A 20,577-nucleotide genomic window follows, 5' to 3' on the forward strand; every position below is an offset into this window, starting at 1 on the left:
TGCGGAAGGTCCGGGTTGTTGCCGCGCGTCACACGCGCTTTTTCCGAATTCCGATAATGGCTATGGCAGGGCCATCGCAGGCTTTGCCCATCTCACGGCGAGAACATGACCGATACGTCCGAAAAGATCGACTATTCCAAGACCCTCAACCTGCCGCAGACCGAGTTTCCCATGCGCGCGGGACTGCCGAAGAAAGAGCCCGAGATCGTCGCCCGCTGGCAGGAGATGGATCTTTACCGCCTGCTGCGCGAGGACGCGGCGGGGCGCGAAAAATTCGTGCTCCATGACGGTCCGCCCTATGCCAATGGCAACATCCATATCGGACACGCGCTGAACAAGGTTTTGAAGGACATCATCACGCGCTCCTTCCAGATGCGCGGCTATGATGCCAATTACGTGCCGGGCTGGGACTGCCACGGCCTGCCCATTGAATGGAAGATCGAGGAACAGTACCGCGCCAGGGGCAAGAATAAGGACGAGGTTCCGGTCAACGAATTCCGCCAGGAATGCCGCGAGTTCGCCAGCCACTGGATCAGGGTTCAGTCGGAAGAGTTTTTGCGGCTGGGTATCGAGGGCGACTTCAAGAACCCCTACACGACGATGAACTTCCACGCCGAGGCGCGGATCGCCGGCGAGCTTTTGAAGTTCGCCATGTCCGGCCAGCTCTACCGCGGCTCCAAGCCGGTGATGTGGAGCGTGGTGGAGCGCACGGCACTCGCCGAGGCGGAAGTGGAATACCAGGATGTCGAAAGCGACATGATCTGGGTGAAGTTTCCGGTGGTGGAAGGCGAACTCTCTGATGCCTTTGTTGTGATCTGGACGACCACGCCATGGACAATCCCCGGCAACCGCGCCATCGCCTATTCGCCGCGCATCTCGTATGGCCTCTACGAGGTCACGGCGGCGGAGAACGATTTTGGTCCTCAGGCAGGCGAAAAGCTGATTTTCGCTGATGCGCTGGCGGGAGAGTCTTTCGCCAAGGCGAAGCTTGAACACAAGCGCCTGCGCGATGTTTCAGCCGATGAACTCGGTGCCATCACCTGCGCACACCCCCTCAAGGGCCTCGGCGGCGGGTATGATTTCACCGTGCCGCTTCTCGCCGGCGATCACGTGACCGACGATGCCGGTACGGGCTTCGTCCACACCGCCCCCGGCCACGGTCGCGAGGACTTTGATGCCTGGATGGATGCAGCCCGCGATCTTGCGGCACGCGGCATCGATCCGGCCATCCCCTTCACCGTGGACGATGCCGGCTACTTCACCAAGGACGCGCCAGGTTTCGGTCCCGACCGCGAGGGCGGGGCCGCACGCGTCATCGACGACAAGGGCAAAAAGGGCGACGCCAACAAGGCCGTCATCGAGGCGCTCATCGCGCGCGACATGCTTTTCGCGCGTGGCCGCCTGAAGCACTCCTATCCGCATTCTTGGCGGTCGAAAAAGCCGGTCATCTTCCGCAACACGCCGCAATGGTTCGTCTATATGGACAAGGACCTTGGCGACGCTTCAACGCTGCGTTCGCGTGCGCTTAAGGCCATTGACGAGACCCGCTTCGTGCCGGCGGCCGGTCAGTCGCGCCTGCGCGCCATGATCGCCGATCGGCCCGACTGGGTGCTCTCGCGCCAGCGGGCCTGGGGCGTGCCGATCTGCGTCTTTGCCGATGAAGACGGCAATGTGCTGCAGGACGAGGCGGTCAACCAGCGGATCCTGGAAGCTTTTGAGGCCGAGGGCGCGGATGCATGGTTTGCCGAAGGCGCGCGCGAGCGTTTTCTGGGCGAGCGCGCTGGCGAGCCGTGGCAGCAGGTCATGGACATTCTCGATGTGTGGTTCGATTCCGGCTCCACCCACACCTTTACGCTGGAAGACCGGCCAGACCTGAAGTGGCCCGCCGATGTCTATCTCGAAGGCTCCGACCAGCATCGCGGCTGGTTCCACTCCTCGCTTCTGGAAAGCTGCGCGACGCGGGGCAGGGCGCCTTACGACACCGTGATCACCCATGGTTTCACCATGGCGGAAGACGGTCGCAAGATGTCGAAATCGCTCGGCAACCAGACCTTTCCGCAGGATATCATGAACCAGTCGGGGGCCGACATTCTGCGCCTGTGGGTCGCCACCACCGATTACTGGGAAGACCAGCGGCTCGGCAAGGCGATCATCCAGACCAATGTCGATGCCTATCGCAAGCTCAGAAACACCATCCGCTGGATGCTCGGCACGCTGGCGCATGACACGGGTGAAACCGTGCCGCTGGCCGACATGCCGGAGCTGGAGCGCCTCATGCTCCACCGTCTGGCCGAGCTCGATGAGCTGGTGCGCAAGGGTTATGACAATTTCGACTTCAAGCGCATCATCCGCTCGCTGCTCGATTTCATGGTGGTCGAACTCTCCGCATTTTATTTCGATGTTCGCAAGGACGCGCTTTATTGTGATGCGCCTTCGAGCACGCGCCGCAAGGCATCGCTCCAGGTGGTACGAACCCTGTTCGACTGCGTGGTGACATGGCTCGCACCCATGCTGCCTTTCACCATGGAAGAGGCATGGCTTGAGCGTCATCCCGATGCGCGTTCGGTGCACCTGGAGCAATTCCCCGCCGTGCCACAGGAATGGCGCGATGCGGAGCTCGCCGAGAAATGGCGGAAAATCCGGCAGGTGCGCCGCGTCGTCACCGGCGCGCTGGAGATTGAGCGCAAGGAAAAGACCATCGGCTCCTCGCTTGAGGCCGCTCCGGTGGTTTATGTGAACGATGACGGGCTGCAGAAGGCGATCGCCGACCGCGACATGGCCGAAATCTGCATCACCTCCGGCATCGATATCCGCCACGAGGCGCCGCCGGCTAGTGCCTTCACACTCGATGAGGTGCCGGGCGTCGGCGTTGTCTTTGCCCGCGCCACGGGCGAGAAGTGCGCGCGTTCATGGCGCTATACGGATGATGTGGGCTCCGATCCCGAGTTTCCGGATGTGTCGGCACGCGATGCGGCTGCCCTGCGTGAACTCAGGGCGCTCGGCCGATTGTGATTGGCGGGTGAGGGAAGCTTCGGCACTGCCGATTGCTTCCCGTCGCCTCCTTCGCTACAAATGCCGCCAGGTTAAGGATGCCACGTTGTCGCCGGATTCGTGCGCGACAGCGTGATGTGAGTTTCCCGAGGTCCTGGACAGCGGGACGATAAGCAGAATGCAGCACCCGTTTCAGCCGCATTCTGGGAGAGAGGTAGCAGTGAATAGAACGGGTACCACAACATCGCGTCGTTCCGTGCGCATGGTTGCGGCTTCGGGCACATTGTGCCTCTCGGCCGTTCTTTTGTCCGGGTGCGTTGGTGCGCCGACCTACGGAACCGGCAAAACCGCAGATCAGCAGCTTCTGGAAGATGTTACCGGCGTTTTGTCGCTTGGTCCGAAGGACAAGCCCCGCGTTGAATACAAGCCGCGCGCGGGCATTGTCATGCCTTCTTCACGCGAGGTTCTGCCGCCACCGCAGGAAGATGTTGCCGCCGCTGGAAACCCGGCCTGGCCCGAATCGCCGGAAGAGCGCCTTGCGCGGATCCGCGCGGAAGCGACCGAAAACCAGAACAATCCGTTCTACAGATCCCCCGTTGAGCGCGATATCGGCGTGAATGCTCGCGGTGAAGATGGCTTTGTGAACCCGGAAATGGCCAAGAAGCAGCGTGAAGAATACTTCAAGCGCCGTGCGGCCAGCACACAGGGCAGCCCGACCACGCGCCGGTATCTTAGCGAGCCGCCGGTTACCTATCGCCAGCCCGCCGAGACAGCTCCCACGGGTGAACTCGGCGAGGACGAGGCCAAGAAGGCGCGGGCGGCGAAGCGCGCAGCTCAGAAAGACGGCGGCGGTTTCGATCTGCGCCGCCTGTGGCCTTGGGGTTCCTGATAGGGTTTGACGTGAAAAGCGGGCCCGTTGCCCGCTTTTTTAACGCTGCAGTCTGAAAAAGTCCTTCAACAGCACAGCCGCCTCTGCTTCGCCTATGCCCGGGTAGACATCCGGGGCATGATGGCACGTGCGTTGCGTGTAGAAGCGGGCACCGTTGGTCACCGCGCCACCTTTCTCATCGCCGGCGCCAAAATAGAGCCGGCGGATACGCGCGAATGAGATCGCCGCGGCGCACATGGCGCATGGTTCGAGCGTGACATAGAGATCAGCACCGACAAGACGCTCCGAATCCAGACGTGCGCAAGCCTCCCGGATCGCCACGATTTCCGCATGCGCCGTCGGGTCGTTGCATTCCCGGGTGCGGTTGCCGGCGCGCGCGATCACCTTTCCTTCATGCACGATCACCGCACCGACCGGCACCTCGCCGCGGGCTGCGGCAAGACGCGCTTCTTCGAGTGCTTCATCCATGAAGCTCGTGTAGTTCGCTTTCGTCGGTCTCATCACACTTTTTTGCTCGCAACTGGCGATGCGAATTGATACCTAGAACGCCATGCGTCCGGAAGGCCGCATAATGGACGATCAATCATGTCTTTTCCGCATTTCTGCGTATGCAGGTGATTCCACCTGACTGCAAAATGCTTTAGTCGCCTCTATAGCATCGGGTGCGACTTCGGAATCGACTTTCCTGCAGTCCGATCTCTGATTTAAAACACTGGAGTGGTTCCGGCGCACGGGGCGCAACGCGGAATCCCAGGGCAAAAGGCCATCATGACCAAAGACCGACCCAACGACATCAAGCGGGAAACGAAGCCGGGCAAGGGGAAGGATGCGTCCCCGAAGGAGGCTGACAAGGCGGGTGGCGAGCGCATTGCCAAGCGCCTGGCGCGCGCAGGTGTTGCCTCGCGCCGCGATGCCGAAGCAATGATCGAGGCAGGTCGCGTCAGCGTCAACGGCAAGGTGCTGGTTTCTCCGGCCTTCAATGTGAGCGCCTCCGACCGGATACTGGTCGACGGAGAGCCGCTGCCTGCGGTTGAGCGCACGCGGCTCTTTCTCTTCCACAAGCCCGGTGGTGTGGTTACCACAAACCGTGACCCGGAAGGACGCAAGACCATCTTCGACGTTTTGCCGGAAGGTTTGCCGCGCCTGATTACGGTGGGGCGTCTCGACATCAACACGGAAGGTCTCATCGTCCTGACCAATGATGGCGGGCTGGCACGCGCGCTGGAACTGCCGGAAACCGGCTGGTTGCGCCGTTATCGGGTGCGTGTCCACGGCAAGGTCGATGCGACGGCGCTCGAAAGCCTCAAGGATGGCATCGCTGTCGATGGGGTCTTCTACGGTGCTATCGAAGCCACACTCGACCGGGAGCAGGGGAGCAATGCCTGGCTGACACTCGGTCTGCGCGAAGGCAAGAACCGCGAGGTCAAGAATGTGCTCGGGGCGCTGGGCCTTGAGGTTACCCGCCTGATCCGCATCTCCTACGGGCCCTTTCAACTTGGGACGCTGGGGGAGGGCGAGGTGCAGGAGGTCAAGGGCCGCACCCTGCGTGATCAGCTTGGCGAGCGCCTGATCGAAAAGGCGGGCGCCAATTTTGATGCGCCTATCGTGAACCCGTTTTCCAACAAACCGGTCCGTGCAGAACGCAAGCCGCGTGAAGGTGAGGCTGCCGAAAAACAGGGCGGCCGCGAGCGCGAGGGTGGCAAGACCTTTGTCAAGAACCGCAAGCGCGACCGAGAGGAAAAGCGTGAGGCCGCGCGCGACCGTCTCCAGACGACGCGGCCCGGTCGCCGTGAAGACGATCGTGGGCCCCGCCAGAATCGTGGCAGCCATGTCTGGATGGCGCCCGGCGCCCGCCCACAGGGAAAACGCAAGCAGGTCGCTGCCGAAACGGAGACGGATGAGCGTTCGCAGACAGCGCGCAAACCGCGCCGGGAAGGCGGAGCACAGACACGGGGTGACAAGCCGTTTCGTCCGCGCGGCGACAAGCCTTTTGACCGGGATCGTCCAGAGCGCGGCGAGCGTGGTGACAACAGACCGCGTTTTTCAAAAGGGGACAAGCCTGAGGCCGATGCGCGCGAGAAAAGACCTTTCCGTTCACGCGACGATCGCCCGGCTTCCGGTGACAAGCCTCGTTTCTCGAAGAGCGGCAGGCCGAGTGGGAAACCTGCTGGAAAGCCGGGGGGCAAACCGGGAGCAGGCAAGAGTTTCGGCAAACCCGGGGGCAAGCCTTCGGGAAAACCTGCGGGCCGCTTTTCGGGCAAGCCGGGCGGCGCGTCGCGCCCCGGCAAAAGCCGCCCCGGTGGCCGAAAACCCGGCAAGCCGGGCGGGGAAGGCTGACCCATGCGCATCGTCGGTGGGGAGTTTCGCGGCCGCACACTGGCTACGCCAAAGTCGGACTCGATCCGGCCGACCACAGACCGCACTCGCCAGGCGCTGTTCAACATTTTCGAGCATCGCTACGCAGGGCGACTTGAGAATGCACGCGTGCTTGATCTTTTTGCCGGCACGGGCGCTCTCGGGCTCGAGGCGCTTTCGCGCGGCTCATCCTTTGCGCTCTTCATCGAAGAGGCCGCCGCCGCCCGCGCCCTGATCCGCACCAATGTGGAAAATCTTGGTCTTCAGGGGCGCAGCAAGATCTTCCGCCGCGATGCGACGCGGATCGGCGAGGTGGGGACGATACAGCCCTTCGATGTTGTTCTGGCCGACCCTCCCTATGGCAGGGGCTTTGGCGAAAAGGCGCTGGCTGCCGCGCTGGAAGGGGGATGGTTGGCGCCCGGCGCGCTGGTGATGGTCGAGGAAGCTGCAGGCTCGCCGTTCGAGCCACCGGAGGGCTTTCGGCTCATCGAACGGCGTGAATACGGTATATCCTGCGCAACCTTTGTCGAGTGCGCCTGAGTTTCGTCACTTTTGCGCCGATAGCTTTGCCTTGTCATGAGCTCGTGGCATTGTGCGCGGGCGCACCATTAAACCGTACAGGGCCTTGTCCATGAGAAATCCCATAGCGAGTGTCGCTCTGAGCGCGGCATTCGCGATCATCCTTGCCGTCGCGGCGCCGTCCATAGCCCCCGCGCAGGAAGCTGAGGACGACACCGCCGTTTCCAGTTTCACCTTAGAGAACGGCCTTGAGGTCGTCGTTATCCCGGACCATCGGGCGCCTGTCGTCACGCACATGCTCTGGTACAAGGTGGGCAGCGCCGATGAGGAACCCGGCAAGTCCGGCATTGCTCATTTTTTCGAACACCTGATGTTCAAGGGAACGAGCACCTATCCCTCCGGCGAATTCTCAGCGACGATTGCCGCCGTGGGCGGCAGCGAAAATGCCTTCACCTCCTATGACTACACGGCCTATTACCAGCAGATCGCTCCGTCCGAACTACCGGACATGATGCGGTTCGAGGCGGACCGGATGCGCAATCTGGTTCTCTCGGAGGAAAACATCGAGACCGAACGTCAGGTGGTGCTCGAAGAGCGGCGCCAGCGCACCGACAACGTTCCCTCTTCAATCCTGTCGGAAGAACTCAACGCAACGCTCTACCAGAACCATCCCTATGGCATTCCGGTCATTGGCTGGCAGCAGGAGATCGAGGCACTCACCCATGAGGATCTGAAAAGCTTCTACGATCGTTTTTATACGCCCAACAACGCCGTGCTGGTGGTGGCGGGCGATGTGAACGCCGATCAGGTGCGTGCCATGGCCAAAGAGACCTATGGCAAGATCGCCCGTGGCCCGGATCTGCCGCCGCGCGCCCGCCCGATGGAGCCCGATCAGAAGACCGCGCGCGATGTTACATTCCGCGATCCGCGCGTCACCGTGCCCAACATGTCGATCAACTGGTATGTGCCTTCCGCACGCAGAGCCGAGAAGGGCGAGTTCGAGGCGCTTGCCATTCTTTCGGAGGTTCTGGGCGAGGGGCTGCGCAGCCGGCTCTATCAGGAACTTGTCGTCAAGCAGGGGATCGCATCCAGCGCCGGCAGCTATCTGCAGGGTGCCGCGTATGATTACTCTGCCTTGGTCATCTATGGTGAGCCTCGTGGCGAGGCTGATCTCGAGACGGTAGAGGCGGCGCTTGTCTCCCAGATCGAGAAAATCAAAAGCGAAGGCATCACACAAAAGGAACTGGACACGGCACGTACAAAGATCCTGCGTGACCAGATTTTCATGCGCGACAGCCAGGTGCGCAGTGCCAACCTATTCGGCGCGGTCCTGGCAACGGGGGGTACGGTCGAGGACATCACCGGCCTGCCGGAGCGGCTTCAAGCGGTCACTGTCGAGGCCGTTAAGGCGGTTGCCAACCGCTATCTCGACATGGACCACGCCGTGAAAGGCTATCTCCTTCCAGAAGAGGGAGACCGCTCGTGAACCAGAAATCGAACTTTCACCCAGGTGCCTTTATGCGCAGTTTCCTCAATTCCGGGGCGCTGCTCGCGCTCATCCTTATTGTCCTTCCGGCTCAGGCCGCGGTTAAGATTCAGGATGTGACTTCGCAAAAAGGCATCGAAGCCTGGCTGGTGGAGGATCACTCCCTGCCCATCATCACCTTCCAGTTTTCCTTCAAGAGCGGGTCTGCTCAGGACCCCGAAGGCAAGGAAGGCTTGGCCAATCTCATGACCGGCCTGTTCGACGAAGGCGCGGGCGATCTCGATTCCGATGCGTTTCAGCTGAAGCTGGAAGAGCTTGGCGCCGAAATGTCATTTCGCACCAGTTCGGATGAAATCTCCGGCCAGGTGCGCATGCTTGCCGAGAACAGCGATGAGGTTCTCGACCTGGTGAGGCTTGCGCTCACCAGTCCGCGCTTCGATGCAGATCCCGTGGAACGCATCCGCAGCCAGATCGCCGTCGGCATCCGCGCCGATGAACGCGATCCGCGCAAACAGGGTGCGCTCAAACTCGCCGAGGCACTGTACGGCGAACATCCATACGCTCACCCCGACGAGGGTACGCTCGAAAGCCTGTCGAACATTTCTCCGGAAGACCTGAAAGCCTTCCACGCCCGCGTCTTCGCCCGTTCAAACCTCACAATCGGCGTGGTGGGTGCAATCGATGCCGAACGCCTGGCAGGCGTTCTCGACACGGTGTTCGGGGATCTGCCTGAAGAAGCCGAGCTCAACCCCGTTGCCGACATCGAGCCGAAACTCGGCCAGGAAATCCGCATCGACTATCCCCTCCCGCAGGCCACGCTCCAGCTTGTCTATCCCGGTGTCGAACGCGACGCCCCGGAATTCTTCTCGGCCTATCTGCTCAACCAGGTCCTCGGTGGCGGGGTGTTTTCCTCGCGTCTGTTCAACGAGGTGCGCGAGAAGCGCGGACTTGCCTATGGCGCGTCCTCCTATCTTCACAGTCGAGACCACGCCCAGTCGCTTGCCATCCAGACGGCCACCGCCGCCGAACGGGCAGGCGAGACGCTTACGGTGATCAAGGATGTGGTCGCGGGCCTGCGCGACGAGGGCCCCACGCGAGAGGAACTCGAGGCGGCCAAGACCTACGTCATCGGCTCCTACGCGATCAACAACCTGGACTCCTCCACGGCCATCGCCCGCACGCTGGTCGGCATGCAGCAGGACGATCTGGGGATTGATTATATCGAACGGCGCGCCGATCTTATCAATGCTGTCACGCTGGACGATGTGAAGGATATCGCGAATCGTCTTCTTTCGCAGGAACCGGCACTGCTGGTGATCGGCCCCGCAGAGCAGGCCCAGAACGGAGGCTAGCGGATGGAAACTGCGTTGGCGAACGATGAGATGAGAGACACGGCTTCAACCGGCGGACCAAGCTTCGCGCTTGCGCTCGGCGGTGGAGGAGCGCGGGGTCTGGCGCACATCCATATCATCGAGACCCTCAATGAACTGGGCATCACGCCGACCGTCATCGCCGGTTCCTCCATCGGCGCCCTGATGGGCGCAGGCTTTGCCGCCGGCATCAGCGGCAAGGACATTCACGCGCATGCCCGCGCGATTCTGGGAAGCCGTACGGAAGTGGCGAGCCGCCTCTGGAAAGCCAGACCCGGAAATTTCGCCGAGATGATGGAAGGCGGGTTCCGCTTCGGCCAGTTCAATGCCGAACGCATCATCAGCGCCTTCCTGCCAGAAGGTGTCCCGCAGACCTTTGAGGAGTTGAAGATCCCGCTGCGAGTAACGGCCACGGATTACTTCCGCCACGAGCTGGCCGTGCTTGAAAACGGAGCCTTGGCGGAAGCTCTTGCAGCCTCGGCCGCCATTCCCGCGGTCTTCCGTCCCGTGGAGCGGGGCGGGCGCACCCTGATCGATGGCGGCATCTACAACCCCGTGCCCTTCGATCTGGTCGAGGGCAGGGCCGACATATTGATTGCCATCGACGTGGTTGGCGCTCCGAATGATACCGGTGGCAAGCCTCCGACCTCCATCGAGCTCATGTTCGGCGCGAGTCAGCTCATGATGCAGTCGATCATTGCCATGAAGCTGGAGCACGGGCGGCCCGATATTCTCATTCGCCCGGCCGTTTCACGCTTTCGCGTGCTCGATTTCATGAAGATCGACGCGATTCTGGCTGAAACAGAAGCCATTCGCGACGAGTTGAAACGGGCGATCGACGCCGCTGTGAGCGACCACGAAAAGGCGCGGGTGTAGTCGGCGTCAGCCAACCGGTTCGTCATCCTGGTTAATACGCTGGCTCTCTCGCTTCGGCTTGATCAGCGGTTCCGGGGTGACCGGGCGCACACGCATCTTGTCATTGCCGGCGTAAATGCCTTCAACGGACTGGATCGCCAGCCGCTCCTCGTCGCGCCGGCGCACATCCTCGACGATCTCGCTGGCAATTTCCTCGCTGGTGCCCAGCGCCTGCAGGGTTTTGCCGCCGAAGAGCAAGGCGGATTCCACCGTCTCGCGCAATTCATACTCCACATCGCGATTGCGCAGGGAAAGCGTGTGCGCGCGGTCGTAGGAACGTACATAAAGGCGCACATGGGGATATTCGTCGCGGATCAGGTTGACGATCTGGTCTGTTGCCGTCACGCCATTGGTGCATACGGCCACGATCTTGGCGTTGCGGATGCCCGCAGCCTCCAGAACCTCCATGCGACGCCCGTCCCCGAAATAGATGCGAAAGCCGAAACGCTCGGCCGCGCGCACACGATCGGCCGAATGATCGATGATGGTCACCTCTGTTCCCCCGGAGAGCAAAACCTGCGAAACCATTTGCCCGAAACGGGAGAAGCCGATCATCATCACATCGGCGCCCGCACCTTCGAAATCTTCATCCATCTCTTCTGTCGGTTCGGTGCGGATCAGCATTTCGCCAAGCCGCACGGAGAGCGGCGTCAACGCCATCGAGACGGTGACGATGGCAATAAGCAGCGAGGCGGTGGACTGCGGAAAGATGAAGGCGGAGGCCGCCGCGGTGAACAGGACAAAGCCGAACTCGCCGCCTTGCGGCAAAAGGGCCGCGACACGCACGGCGCAATTGTGATCGCTGCCGAAGCCTCGGCTGATGCCATAGAGAATGGCTGCCTTCACCAGCATGAGGATCGGCACGGCAACGAGAATGGAAAGCCAGTTCTCGAGCACGATTCTCAGATCGAGCGAAAGGCCGATGGCCAAGAAGAACAAGCCAAGAAGAATACCGCGGAACGGCTCGATATCGGCTTCCAGCTCGTGCCGGAAAGAGGATTCAGCGAGAAGAACACCGGCGATGAAGGCCCCGAGCGCCATGGAAAGCCCTGCCATTTGCATGATGGTGGCCGACCCCAGAACCACGAGCAGAGCTGCAGCGATCATGACCTCCTTCGCGCCCGTGTTGGCGATGATGCGAAAGAGCGGATTCAGCAGGTAGCGACCGGCAACAATAAGCGCGATCACGCTGGCTATCGCGAGCGCAAACCTTTCGAGGCTGATGGTGTCCGCCCCTTCTCCACCGGGGGAGAGCAGTGGAACCAGCGCCAGAAGCGGAGCGATGGCGAGGTCCTGAAACAGCAGGATGGAGAAGGATGTCTGCCCGTATCGGCTGTTGAGTGCGCCCTGCGATTCGAGTGTCTGTACCGAGAATGCGGTGGACGACAGGGCAAGGCCGAAACCGACGACAAAGGCCGCGCCGTAGGACATGTCCGTCAGAAGCAGCGTAAGTGCGGCAAGGGCAAGGCCCGTAACCAACACCTGGATCAGTCCCATACCGAATATGCTGCGCCGCATGGCCCAAAGACGTGCCGGTTTGAGTTCAAGTCCGATGATGAAGAGCAGCAGCACCACACCGAGTTCCGCCACGTGCAGCAATTCCTCTCCATCCGAAATGAGCAGGAGAACGGGACCTATGGCGATGCCGGCGGCAAGATAACCGAGGATTGTGCCAAGCCCTATGCGGGCGAACAGTGGCGCGGCGATCACTGCGCCACCCAGGAGGAGCAGCGGTTCGTAGTAGAGCGGTGCAGCAGTTTCGACGGCCATCGGGGCTCCGGGATATTCTGGGGCGGATCTGGGGAATCTCAGCTTACCATTGCACATGCGCGCTGCGAATCATAAATGGATCAGACCGGTAATCCCGACGCGCGACCAGATTCCAGCCAGGATTGTGATGACAGATCAGAATGAAAAGAAGCAATTGACCGAGCGAGTCGTTGCGCTTGTGGAAGCTGCGAAGCGGGCCGGCGCCGATGCTTCCGATGCGGTGGTGGTGCGCGCGCGATCCAGAAGTGTGTCGGTGCGCCTGGGCAAAGTCGAGGGAACGGAGGCGTCTGAAAGTGATGACATGTCGCTGCGGGTCTTTGTCGGCAGGCAGGTTGCCAGCGTGTCGGCTCCGGCCAATGCAGACCCGACACCACTGGCGGAGCGCGCCGTCGCCATGGCGAAGGCATCGCCGGAAGACCCGTATCAGGGGCTGGCCGAGAAAAACCTCCTCGCGCGTACCATCCCCGACCTCGATCTTTTCGATGGAACGGACGTATCTGCCGAGCGTCTGAAGGAAGACGCTCTGGCCGCCGAGGCAGCGGCGCTCGATGTGCCTGGCGTTACCAATTCATCCGGCTCGGGGGCGAGTGCGGGTTCCGGCGGCCTGGTTCTGGCGACGTCTGAGGGATTTATCGGAGCCTATGAAGCGACACGCTTCTCCCGCTCGGTGAGTGTTCTGGCGGGTGAAGGCACCGGCATGGAACGCGATTACGACTACTCCTCGCGCCTGCACTTTCTGGATCTCGAGGACCCGGAAAAGATCGGCCGCAGCGCTGGCGAACGGGCCGTCCGGCGGCTTAATCCACGCAAGGTGGATACAGGCCGCTACCCGGTCGTTTACGATCCGCGTGTTGCGCGCGGCGTTGCCGGCCATCTGGCATCCGCAATCAATGGGGCCGCGGTTGCGCGCAAATCCAGTTTCCTGCGCGACATGATGGGCAAAAAGGTTGCTGCCGCCGGCATCACGGTAACGGATGATCCGCAGCGTCGGCGGGGCTCTTCCTCTCGCCCGTTCGACGGCGAGGGCGTTGCCGGCGAAAAACTCGTCATGATCGAAGACGGTGTCCTGAAACACTGGTTCCTGTCGACCGCGGTTGCGCGACAGCTGGGGCTGCCGGCCACCAATGGGCGCGGGACACGTGGATCTTCTTCGGTTAATCCGTCTTCCACCAACCTGGCACTTGAACCTGGCACCCAGTCCCCCGAGACTCTGATCAAGGGGATCCGTTCTGGATTTTACGTGACGGAGGTGTTTGGGCAGGGGGTCAATCTCGTAACCGGTGAATACAGCCGTGGTGCTGCCGGCTTCTGGATCGAGAACGGCGAGATCACCTATCCGGTCTCCGAGGTTACCATCGCCTCGAACCTGAAAGACATGTTCTTCAACATGACGGCAGCCAGCGACATTGATCGAAGCTTCGGGACAGCCGCTCCCACCCTGCTTGTGGAAGGCATGACGCTTGCCGGAAAATAGCCCGCACGACCAGACACTTCAGGCCGATCTCGATCTGATCGCAGCCGCAGCGCGGGAGGCAGGCAATATTGCACTCAAATATTTCCGCCGTGACCCGGAAGTATGGTGGAAAGAAGGTGTTTCACCGGTCAGTGAAGCCGATTATGCGGTCGACAGCTTTTTGAGGAGCGAGCTTCTGGCAGCGCGTCCCGATTATGGCTGGCTATCGGAGGAGACGGCGCTTGCAGAGCAGGAATTGGCCCGCGACAGGGTGTTCGTCGTGGATCCCATAGACGGAACAAGGGCGTTTATCGACGGGCGGCCGATCTGGTGCGTCAGCATCGGTGTGGTGCATCGCGGTGTGAGTGTCGTTGGGGTGCTTGAATGCCCGGAGCTTTCCGAAACCTACCAGGCACTGACGGGCGGTGGCGCATTCCGCAACGGCGACCGTCTGACAGTAAAGTCTGCGCGCGATTCATTTGTTGTTGCCGGCCCCAAGGCGATGGTGTCCGGCTTGCCGTCCAGTCTTTTGCAGAAAACCCGGACCCATGGCTACATCCCGTCACTTGCCTATCGCATCGCCATGGTTGCGAGTGGGGCGCTTGATGCGACCTTCGTGAAGCCGAATTCCCATGACTGGGACCTGGCCGCAGCCGACGTGATCCTTCGTGAGGCAGGTGGCGCGATATGCGATGCTGAGGGCAAAGCGCCCTCATACGCCGGACCAGAGCCGAAGAAGGGGGCGCTCGCTGCGGGCAGTGGTTCACTCCTGCAGGCCATGAAGCGTGCCCTGAGGGGCGAGCAGCCGGAAGCCTCGCCATGACCGGAAGCGGTGAAAGCCGGCTCTAAACGGTTCCAAAATCGCAGGAATTACTCTACACGGGCGGTTAGCGATTTGCTTGTTGCCACATTCGTCTGCAAATGGGCTTGACCATGTCTGAGAAAAAAGAGAATTCCCAGCTTCTGCATCTGGTCTTTGGCGGCGAATTGACGTCGTTGACCGGGGTGACCTTCCGCGATCTGGACGAGGTCGACATTGTCGGCATCTATCCGGACTACAAATCCGCGGAGAAAGCCTGGCGCGCCAAGGCGCAGGAGACCGTTGACAACGCGCATATGCGTTATTTCATTGTTCACCTTCACCGCCTGCTCGACCCCGCCTCCGATGAGACCCGGGGATAGCCCCAGGGGTAGCAAGGAACCGCATATGGAAAACAAGGCGACCGCGCCTTCCCCTGCCATGACCGCCAATCGGAAGAAGACTGGCCGCCGCCCTTTAAAGGAGCTGTGGCGCCGTGTTCGCAAACCGCTGGCCAGGTCCCGCTTCGTGAAACAGGCGCTGGCAACGCTCATGGCGGGCGCAATTCGCCTGATTGACCGCACGAATCCGCGCGTGAAGGGATCGCATGATCTGCAGGCGGCTATCGATGCGCATTCGCCGGCAATTGCCGCTCTCTGGCATGGGCAGCACATTCTGGGACCGGCCATCAATCCCCGGCGTCACAAGATTGTGGCGCTGTTTTCCCGCAGCGCCGATGCGGAGCTGAACGCGCTGGTGGCGGAGAAACTCGGTTTCGAGACCGTACGCGGATCCGGTGGCCGGAAAGGCGAACGTGATATCCGCAAAGGCGGCGCCAAGGCGCTCATCATGCTGAAAAGGACCATCGACCGCGGATGCAATGTGGCGATGATCGCAGACATACCGCATGGTACGCCGCGCGAAGCCGGGCTTGGAATTGTTACCCTTGCCCGCATTTCGGGCCGTCCGATCGTGCCTGTTGCGATCGCCACGAGCCGACGCAAGGTGCTGGAGCGCACCTGGGACAAGACGACGATCAACCTGCCATTCGGCCGCAGCGCGGTAATCCTGGGCGAACCCATCTATGTGAAGCCCGACGCCGATGACACGATGATGGAAGAAAAGCGCCGCGAGGTGACCGACGCACTCAACGAGGCAACGCGGCAAGCCTATTCTCTGGTCGATGGTCAATGAGCCATGAGTGAACGCTGGGCTCGCGCCATACTCACAACCTATCGCTGGGCGGGGGCCGCAGCCTTCCCCATGGTTGGCGGCTACATCGTCTGGCGTGCCGGCAAAGGCAAGGAAGACCGGGTTCGCCGGCACGAGCGCTATGGCCGCGCGGGCCACCCGCGCCCCGATGGCCCGCTGATCTGGATGCACGCGGCCAGTGTGGGTGAAACCATGGCCGTGACCGGCCTGATCGAGCATCTTCTGGGCTACGGGATCAACATTGTCCTGACCACTGGAACCGTGACCTCGGCACAGGTTGCGGAAGAACGCCTCGGCGGCGACGTGATCCACCAATATGTGCCGCTCGATCTGAAACCGGCTGTCAGCCGGTTTCTAAACCACTGGCAGCCGGACCTGGCCATCATGGCAGAGTCCGAGATCTGGCCGATGACCATTCTCGAACTGGGCGCACGGCGTGTGCCACAGGTGCTCGTCAATGGCCGGCTTTCGGACCGTTCCTTCGAGCGCTGGAAGAAGCGGGCCTATCTCGCCGAGGCGCTGTTTGAAAATCTCGCGCATGTGGTGGCGCAGTCTGAAGTGGACGGCGAACGTTTCCGAACCCTCGGCGCAAGGCCGGTCACGGTCTCCGGCAATCTCAAGGTCGACACCCATGCACCGCCGGTGGAGAAGGAAGCGCTGGCGACCCTTGAAGAGCAGATCGGCGAACGGGAAACGTGGGCCGCCGTCTCCACACATGAGGGTGAGGAGACGATTGCCGCCGATGTGCATACCAAACTCAAGTCCCGTCACGCCGACCTTTTGACAATCATTGTGCCGAGGCACCCCGAACGGGCCGAAGGGCTGGAGGAAGAGTTCACGGCACGCGGTCTGAAGGTCGCGCGGCGCAGCCGTAACGATACGGTCCTGCCGGAGACGGACATTCTGCTTGGCGATACGATCGGCGAGATGGGACTTTATCTCAGACTGACCGAGGTGGCATTTGTCGGGCGCTCTCTTGCGCAATCGGGCGGGCAGAACCCGATCGAGCCGGCGCGGCTCGGCACGGCGGTGCTTTCGGGCTGCAATGTGCAGAATTTCCGCGATGCCTATCGCCGCCTCATCGACGCCGGCGGCGCGCGGCTGGTGCGCGATGGCGAGATGCTGGCCGGTGGCGTGAACTTCCTGCTCAACAATTATGCGGCACGCCGCACGATGATCAAGGCAGGCCGGGCGGCGGTCGACGACATGTCGGGCGCGTTGAACCGGACGCTGCAGGCGCTCGATCCCTATATCCATCCGCTGATCGTCAAGAGCAGGCTCGAGGGCGACGAGGGTCATGGCTAGCGAGGCACCTCCATTCTGGTGGGAGGCGGCGGACTGGCGGGCCTGGAGCCTTTTGCCGCTGTCAGCGCTCTACGGCCTCGTGGCCGGATACCGGATGGCCTCTGCAAAGCGCGCCAGGGTGGATGTGCCGGTCCTGTGTGTCGGCAATTTCACCGTTGGCGGCGAGGGCAAGACGCCGGTCTCCATCGCGCTTGCCAAACAGGCAAAAAAGCTTGGCCGGAAGCCGGGTTTCCTAACGCGCGGGCATGGTGGCTCAATGGGGGGTGGCTCGATGACGGTCGCGCATCTGGTGGATGCGAAGAAGGATCTCTCGCGCCATGTGGGTGACGAGCCGCTGCTTTTGGCGAGGCATGCGCCGACGCTGGTCGCCCCCGACCGCCTGATGGGCGCGCGGGAGCTGATCGGCATCGGCTGCGATTTCATCATCATGGATGACGGCTTCCAGAGTGCGCGGCTGCACATGGATTATGCGGTGATGGTGGTGGATGCGCGGCGGGGGCTGGGCAATGGCCATGTGATCCCCGGCGGTCCCATGCGCGCGCGGCTGATCGACCAGCTGCGCTATGCGGATGCGATCCTCACCATGGGCGAAGGGAGTGCGGCCGATCATGTGGTGCGCAGGGCCTCGCGGGCGGGACGACCGGTGTTGCAGGCGAGACTGAAGCCGCGCGGTGTGCGCGCGATCCGGGGCGGGCGGTTCCTGGCCTTTGCCGGGATCGGCAACCCGAAGAAATTCTTCGACAGTGTCGCGGAAGCCGGCGGCACGGTGGTGGAGGCGCGGAGCTTTCCGGACCACCACCCCTTCGATGATGACGAGGCGCGCGACCTGATCGCGGCGGCGGAGAAAAACGGGCTTGAGCTCATCACCACCGAGAAGGATCTCGTGCGGCTCAGGGGCGGAAGCGAGGCGCTTTCCGCGCTGGCCGAACACTGCCGCGTGCTGCAGGTGGAAGCGCAGTTCGATGCGCCCGACATGCCGGTGACCATCATCGAAAGCACGATCGAGGCCTGGCGCGAGCGCATTCTGAAATAGGTTAGCTACGCTTCCTGAGTTCCGGATGCATTTCCAGCTCGCGGGCGAGCGAGGTGTCAGCGTTCACATAGGCTTCCTGCCGCGCGACGCTCCAGTATTTCAGATCGTCGAGCTGGATCGGCTGTTCGGTGACGGCGCAGCGCACAAAGGCGCCGGGCGTCATGACCTGAAAATCGCCATCCAGATAGCGAATGCGCGCCTCGCGGGCGCCGGGTCCTTCAAAACGGTTCATCGGTACAACCTCTCATCGGGGTTCCTTGCGCCATATTTCGAAGCAGAGGTCAAGCGCATCGCCTCACCGCCGCCCGAACAGTCGCTCGATATCGGTCAGCTTCAGTTCGATATAGGTCGGCCGGCCGTGATTGCATGTGCCGGAGCCGGGCGTCGCCTCCATCTGGCGGAGCAGCGCGTTCATCTCTTCGGCCCTGAGCCGCCGCCCCGAGCGCACCGAGCCATGGCAGGCCATGGTGGCGGCGATGTGGTCGATCCGCTCTTTCAGCGTGTCGGCGGTGTCGTTCTCGGCAATCTCGTCGGCGAGATCGCGCACCAGCTGCGGCACATCCACCTTGCCAAGCATGGACGGCGTTTCGCGCACGGCGATGGCGCCGGGGCCGAACCGCTCCAGCCCCAGGCCGAACCGGGCGAGGAAGTCCGCATGGGCGGACAGCCGGTCGGCATCCTCCTCCGGCAGGTCGACAATCTCCGGCAAAAGCAGCATCTGCGCGGGGAGCGGACGGGCATGCAGCGCCTCTTTCAGCGCTTCATAAACGAGGCGCTCATGGGCGGCGTGCTGGTCGACAATGACGAGCGAATCCTCCGTCTGCGCGACGATGTAATTCTCATGCACCTGCGCCCGTGCGGCCCCCAGCGGCGCGCGCATCAATTCGGGTGCCGCCTCCACTTCGCCCGCGCGCGCATCGGCGGAAAGCGCTGACCCCACATCGAATGCCGCCTGGCCGGGCTCGGCAAGGCCCGATGCCGTGCTCATCTCCAGCGGACGGGTGGGGGAGGTGGCTGCACTCCAGCCATGCGCAGGGCGCGGCGGCGGCGTGTAGCGCTGTGGCGTGGCGTGGCCCGCTGCCCGCTGCTCCGGCCTCTGGAAGGCGGCGAACATGGCGTCGGCCCCGGAGGTGGAGGCGCGCATGCCGCTCATCTCCAGCGCATGGCGGATCGCGCCGACGATCAGCCCGCGCACCAGCCCCGGATCGCGAAAGCGCACATCGGCCTTGGCCGGGTGCACATTGACATCGACCAGCGCCGGATCGAGCGTGATGAACAGCGCCGCCACCGCATGCCGGTCGCGCGGCAGCGCGTCCATATAGGCGCCGCGAATGGCGCCGGTCAGAAGCTTGTCGCGCACGGGCCGGCCATTCACATAGAAATATTGCAGCATCGCATTGCCGCGCGAGAAGGAGGGGATCGACGCATGGCCCGAAAGCGCCACGCCCTCACGCGCGGCCTCGATGGGCAGCGTGTTGTCGGCAAAGTCGCGGCCCATCACCTGCGCGATGCGGCGCAGAAGCCCCTCGCCATCGGCGGGCACGGCGGGCAGCTCCAGCGTGTTGCGGTCGGAGCCCGTCAGCGTGAAGCGCACATGGGGGAAGGCGAGCGCCATGCGCTTCACCACCTCGGTGATGGCGGCAGTTTCGGCGCGCTCGCTCTTCATGAATTTGAGCCTTGCGGGCGTGGCGAAAAAGAGGTCGCGCACCTCCACCGTCGTGCCGCGATTGGCGGCCACGGGCTTCACCACTGAGACGCGCCCGCCCTCGACGGAAATCTCCGCCGCACTGTCGGCCCCTTCGGGCCGCGAGCGCAACGAAAGCCGCGCCACCGAGCCGATGGAGGGCAGCGCCTCGCCGCGAAAGCCGAGCGAACGAATGTCGTGAATATCGTCGGTGAGTTTCGACGTGCAATGGCGCGAGACGGCGAGCGGCAGCTCTTCGGGCGGCATGCCGCCGCCATTGTCGGTGACGCGGATCAGCGAAAGCCCGCCGCCGGCTGTCGCCACCTCGATGCGTGTCGCGCCCGCATCGAGCGCGTTTTCCACCAGCTCCTTCACCACGCTCGCGGGGCGCTCGATCACCTCGCCAGCGGCGATCTGGTTGATCACGGTATCGGTGAGCTGGCGAATGGTGCGGGGGGCTGTGGTCATGGGGGCGATTTTACGGGGATTCGGGGGTGGGGAGAAGGGTGGGGTGGTGAATACAACCCCCTTCTCCCCGCAGGTGGGGAGAAGGGGGCGCAGGCGCTGATGCCTTTCCACAGGCGCGGCATCTCTGTGCCTTCACCCTCATCCTGAGCTTGTCGAAGGGCGGGGGTGAAGGCACGCACCGCGCTTGACGCTGTTCCGTTCATGCCGCCCTCGCCCTTCGACAAGCTCAGGATGAGGGCTGTGGAACAATTCCATGGGTGTCAGGTAGGGATTTGTCTGTCAGAAAAGGCTCATGCTCCGGGGGTCAGAAAGAGCATGAAAGGATGAT

General features: G+C 62.5%; 17 protein-coding genes. 13 read left to right on the forward strand and 4 right to left on the reverse strand.

From position 1 onward, the window contains the following. Positions 1 to 105 precede the first annotated feature (105 nt). Positions 106 to 3,012, forward strand: a complete 2,907-nt coding sequence (gene ileS, locus HF949_RS07070) for an isoleucine--tRNA ligase (protein WP_292899369.1) — start codon at positions 106 to 108, stop codon at positions 3,010 to 3,012. A gap of 199 nt (positions 3,013 to 3,211) precedes the next feature. Then, entirely contained in the window at positions 3,212 to 3,880 is a 669-nt protein-coding gene (locus tag HF949_RS07075; RefSeq protein WP_292899371.1) for a hypothetical protein, read from the forward strand. 39 nt (positions 3,881 to 3,919) lie between these two features. Here HF949_RS07075 and HF949_RS07080 read toward each other — a convergent pair whose 3' ends face one another. Beyond that, complete coding sequence (locus HF949_RS07080; RefSeq protein ID WP_292899373.1) at positions 3,920 to 4,381, reverse strand: nucleoside deaminase; 462 nt, start codon at positions 4,379 to 4,381, stop codon at positions 3,920 to 3,922. 267 nt (positions 4,382 to 4,648) lie between these two features. Between HF949_RS07080 and HF949_RS07085 the strand changes: the two genes are divergently transcribed. The 5 genes from HF949_RS07085 to HF949_RS07105 all read left to right on the forward strand — a co-directional run bounded on the left by HF949_RS07085 (position 4,649) and on the right by HF949_RS07105 (position 10,486). Continuing rightward, on the forward strand, positions 4,649 to 6,217 hold the full coding sequence (locus tag HF949_RS07085; protein ID WP_292899375.1) for a pseudouridine synthase: 1,569 nt from the start codon (positions 4,649 to 4,651) through the stop codon (positions 6,215 to 6,217). A 3-nt stretch (positions 6,218 to 6,220) separates the two neighbouring features. Continuing rightward, positions 6,221 to 6,775 carry a 16S rRNA (guanine(966)-N(2))-methyltransferase RsmD gene (gene rsmD, locus HF949_RS07090; protein WP_292899377.1) on the forward strand — a complete coding sequence of 185 codons (555 nt, stop codon included), beginning with the start codon at positions 6,221 to 6,223 and terminating at the stop codon, positions 6,773 to 6,775. Between the two features lie 91 nt (positions 6,776 to 6,866). Next, positions 6,867 to 8,240 (forward strand): M16 family metallopeptidase, encoded by a 1,374-nt coding sequence (locus tag HF949_RS07095; protein ID WP_292899379.1) that lies wholly within the window; start codon positions 6,867 to 6,869, stop codon positions 8,238 to 8,240. Beyond that, entirely contained in the window at positions 8,237 to 9,592 is a 1,356-nt protein-coding gene (locus tag HF949_RS07100) for a M16 family metallopeptidase (protein ID WP_292899381.1), read from the forward strand. The genes HF949_RS07095 and HF949_RS07100 overlap by 4 nt, the downstream gene beginning before the upstream one ends. A gap of 3 nt (positions 9,593 to 9,595) precedes the next feature. Beyond that, a complete protein-coding gene (locus HF949_RS07105) occupies positions 9,596 to 10,486 on the forward strand; it encodes a patatin-like phospholipase family protein (protein ID WP_292899383.1) in 891 nt (296 codons plus the stop codon). Between the two features lie 6 nt (positions 10,487 to 10,492). Here HF949_RS07105 and HF949_RS07110 read toward each other — a convergent pair whose 3' ends face one another. Continuing rightward, entirely contained in the window at positions 10,493 to 12,295 is a 1,803-nt protein-coding gene (locus tag HF949_RS07110; RefSeq protein WP_292899385.1) for a monovalent cation:proton antiporter-2 (CPA2) family protein, read from the reverse strand. 127 nt (positions 12,296 to 12,422) lie between these two features. Here HF949_RS07110 and HF949_RS07115 point away from each other — a divergent pair, with 127 nt between their 5' ends. From HF949_RS07115 to lpxK, 6 genes are all read left to right on the forward strand, one after another. Next, positions 12,423 to 13,769 carry a TldD/PmbA family protein gene (locus HF949_RS07115; RefSeq protein WP_292899387.1) on the forward strand — a complete coding sequence of 449 codons (1,347 nt, stop codon included), beginning with the start codon at positions 12,423 to 12,425 and terminating at the stop codon, positions 13,767 to 13,769. Next, positions 13,756 to 14,571 (forward strand): 3'(2'),5'-bisphosphate nucleotidase CysQ, encoded by an 816-nt coding sequence (locus HF949_RS07120; RefSeq protein WP_292899389.1) that lies wholly within the window; start codon positions 13,756 to 13,758, stop codon positions 14,569 to 14,571. The genes HF949_RS07115 and HF949_RS07120 overlap by 14 nt, the downstream gene beginning before the upstream one ends. 110 nt (positions 14,572 to 14,681) lie before the next feature. After that, a complete protein-coding gene (locus tag HF949_RS07125) occupies positions 14,682 to 14,930 on the forward strand; it encodes a DUF4170 domain-containing protein (RefSeq protein WP_007010079.1) in 249 nt (82 codons plus the stop codon). Between the two features lie 25 nt (positions 14,931 to 14,955). Then, positions 14,956 to 15,741: a lysophospholipid acyltransferase family protein gene (locus tag HF949_RS07130; protein WP_404933572.1), complete on the forward strand. Its 786-nt coding sequence runs from the start codon at positions 14,956 to 14,958 to the stop codon at positions 15,739 to 15,741. A 3-nt stretch (positions 15,742 to 15,744) separates the two neighbouring features. Beyond that, on the forward strand, positions 15,745 to 17,064 hold the full coding sequence (gene waaA, locus HF949_RS07135) for a lipid IV(A) 3-deoxy-D-manno-octulosonic acid transferase (RefSeq protein WP_292899392.1): 1,320 nt from the start codon (positions 15,745 to 15,747) through the stop codon (positions 17,062 to 17,064). After that, on the forward strand, positions 17,057 to 18,097 hold the full coding sequence (gene lpxK, locus HF949_RS07140; RefSeq protein WP_292899394.1) for a tetraacyldisaccharide 4'-kinase: 1,041 nt from the start codon (positions 17,057 to 17,059) through the stop codon (positions 18,095 to 18,097). The genes waaA and lpxK overlap by 8 nt, the downstream gene beginning before the upstream one ends. A gap of 1 nt (position 18,098) precedes the next feature. Here lpxK and HF949_RS07145 read toward each other — a convergent pair whose 3' ends face one another. Together HF949_RS07145 and mutL are read right to left on the reverse strand one after the other, a co-directional pair. Beyond that, complete coding sequence (locus HF949_RS07145) at positions 18,099 to 18,329, reverse strand: DUF2093 domain-containing protein (protein WP_065816268.1); 231 nt, start codon at positions 18,327 to 18,329, stop codon at positions 18,099 to 18,101. A gap of 63 nt (positions 18,330 to 18,392) precedes the next feature. Further along, the gene (gene mutL, locus HF949_RS07150) at positions 18,393 to 20,249 is read right to left on the reverse strand and encodes a DNA mismatch repair endonuclease MutL (RefSeq protein ID WP_292899397.1); all 1,857 of its coding nucleotides are present in this window, start codon (positions 20,247 to 20,249) and stop codon (positions 18,393 to 18,395) included. Between the last annotated feature and the right edge of the window lie 328 nt (positions 20,250 to 20,577).

The organism is Nitratireductor sp., from assembly GCF_017794765.1.
Taxonomy (GTDB): domain Bacteria; phylum Pseudomonadota; class Alphaproteobacteria; order Rhizobiales; family Rhizobiaceae; genus Nitratireductor.

What these genes read in the sequence shown, in the direction of transcription:
- ileS (WP_292899369.1), top strand. Translation starts at nt 106, where the DNA reads ATGACCGATACGTCCGAAAAGATCGACTATTCCAAGACCCTCAACCTG.
- HF949_RS07080 (WP_292899373.1), bottom strand. Translation starts at nt 4,381, where the DNA reads ATGAGACCGACGAAAGCGAACTACACGAGCTTCATGGATGAAGCACTC.
- HF949_RS07085 (WP_292899375.1), top strand. Translation starts at nt 4,649, where the DNA reads ATGACCAAAGACCGACCCAACGACATCAAGCGGGAAACGAAGCCGGGC.
- rsmD (WP_292899377.1), top strand. Translation starts at nt 6,221, where the DNA reads ATGCGCATCGTCGGTGGGGAGTTTCGCGGCCGCACACTGGCTACGCCA.
- HF949_RS07095 (WP_292899379.1), top strand. Translation starts at nt 6,867, where the DNA reads ATGAGAAATCCCATAGCGAGTGTCGCTCTGAGCGCGGCATTCGCGATC.
- HF949_RS07105 (WP_292899383.1), top strand. Translation starts at nt 9,596, where the DNA reads ATGGAAACTGCGTTGGCGAACGATGAGATGAGAGACACGGCTTCAACC.
- HF949_RS07110 (WP_292899385.1), bottom strand. Translation starts at nt 12,295, where the DNA reads ATGGCCGTCGAAACTGCTGCACCGCTCTACTACGAACCGCTGCTCCTC.
- HF949_RS07115 (WP_292899387.1), top strand. Translation starts at nt 12,423, where the DNA reads ATGACAGATCAGAATGAAAAGAAGCAATTGACCGAGCGAGTCGTTGCG.
- HF949_RS07125 (WP_007010079.1), top strand. Translation starts at nt 14,682, where the DNA reads ATGTCTGAGAAAAAAGAGAATTCCCAGCTTCTGCATCTGGTCTTTGGC.
- HF949_RS07130 (WP_404933572.1), top strand. Translation starts at nt 14,956, where the DNA reads ATGGAAAACAAGGCGACCGCGCCTTCCCCTGCCATGACCGCCAATCGG.
- waaA (WP_292899392.1), top strand. Translation starts at nt 15,745, where the DNA reads ATGAGTGAACGCTGGGCTCGCGCCATACTCACAACCTATCGCTGGGCG.
- lpxK (WP_292899394.1), top strand. Translation starts at nt 17,057, where the DNA reads ATGGCTAGCGAGGCACCTCCATTCTGGTGGGAGGCGGCGGACTGGCGG.
- HF949_RS07145 (WP_065816268.1), bottom strand. Translation starts at nt 18,329, where the DNA reads ATGAACCGTTTTGAAGGACCCGGCGCCCGCGAGGCGCGCATTCGCTAT.
- mutL (WP_292899397.1), bottom strand. Translation starts at nt 20,249, where the DNA reads ATGACCACAGCCCCCCGCACCATTCGCCAGCTCACCGATACCGTGATC.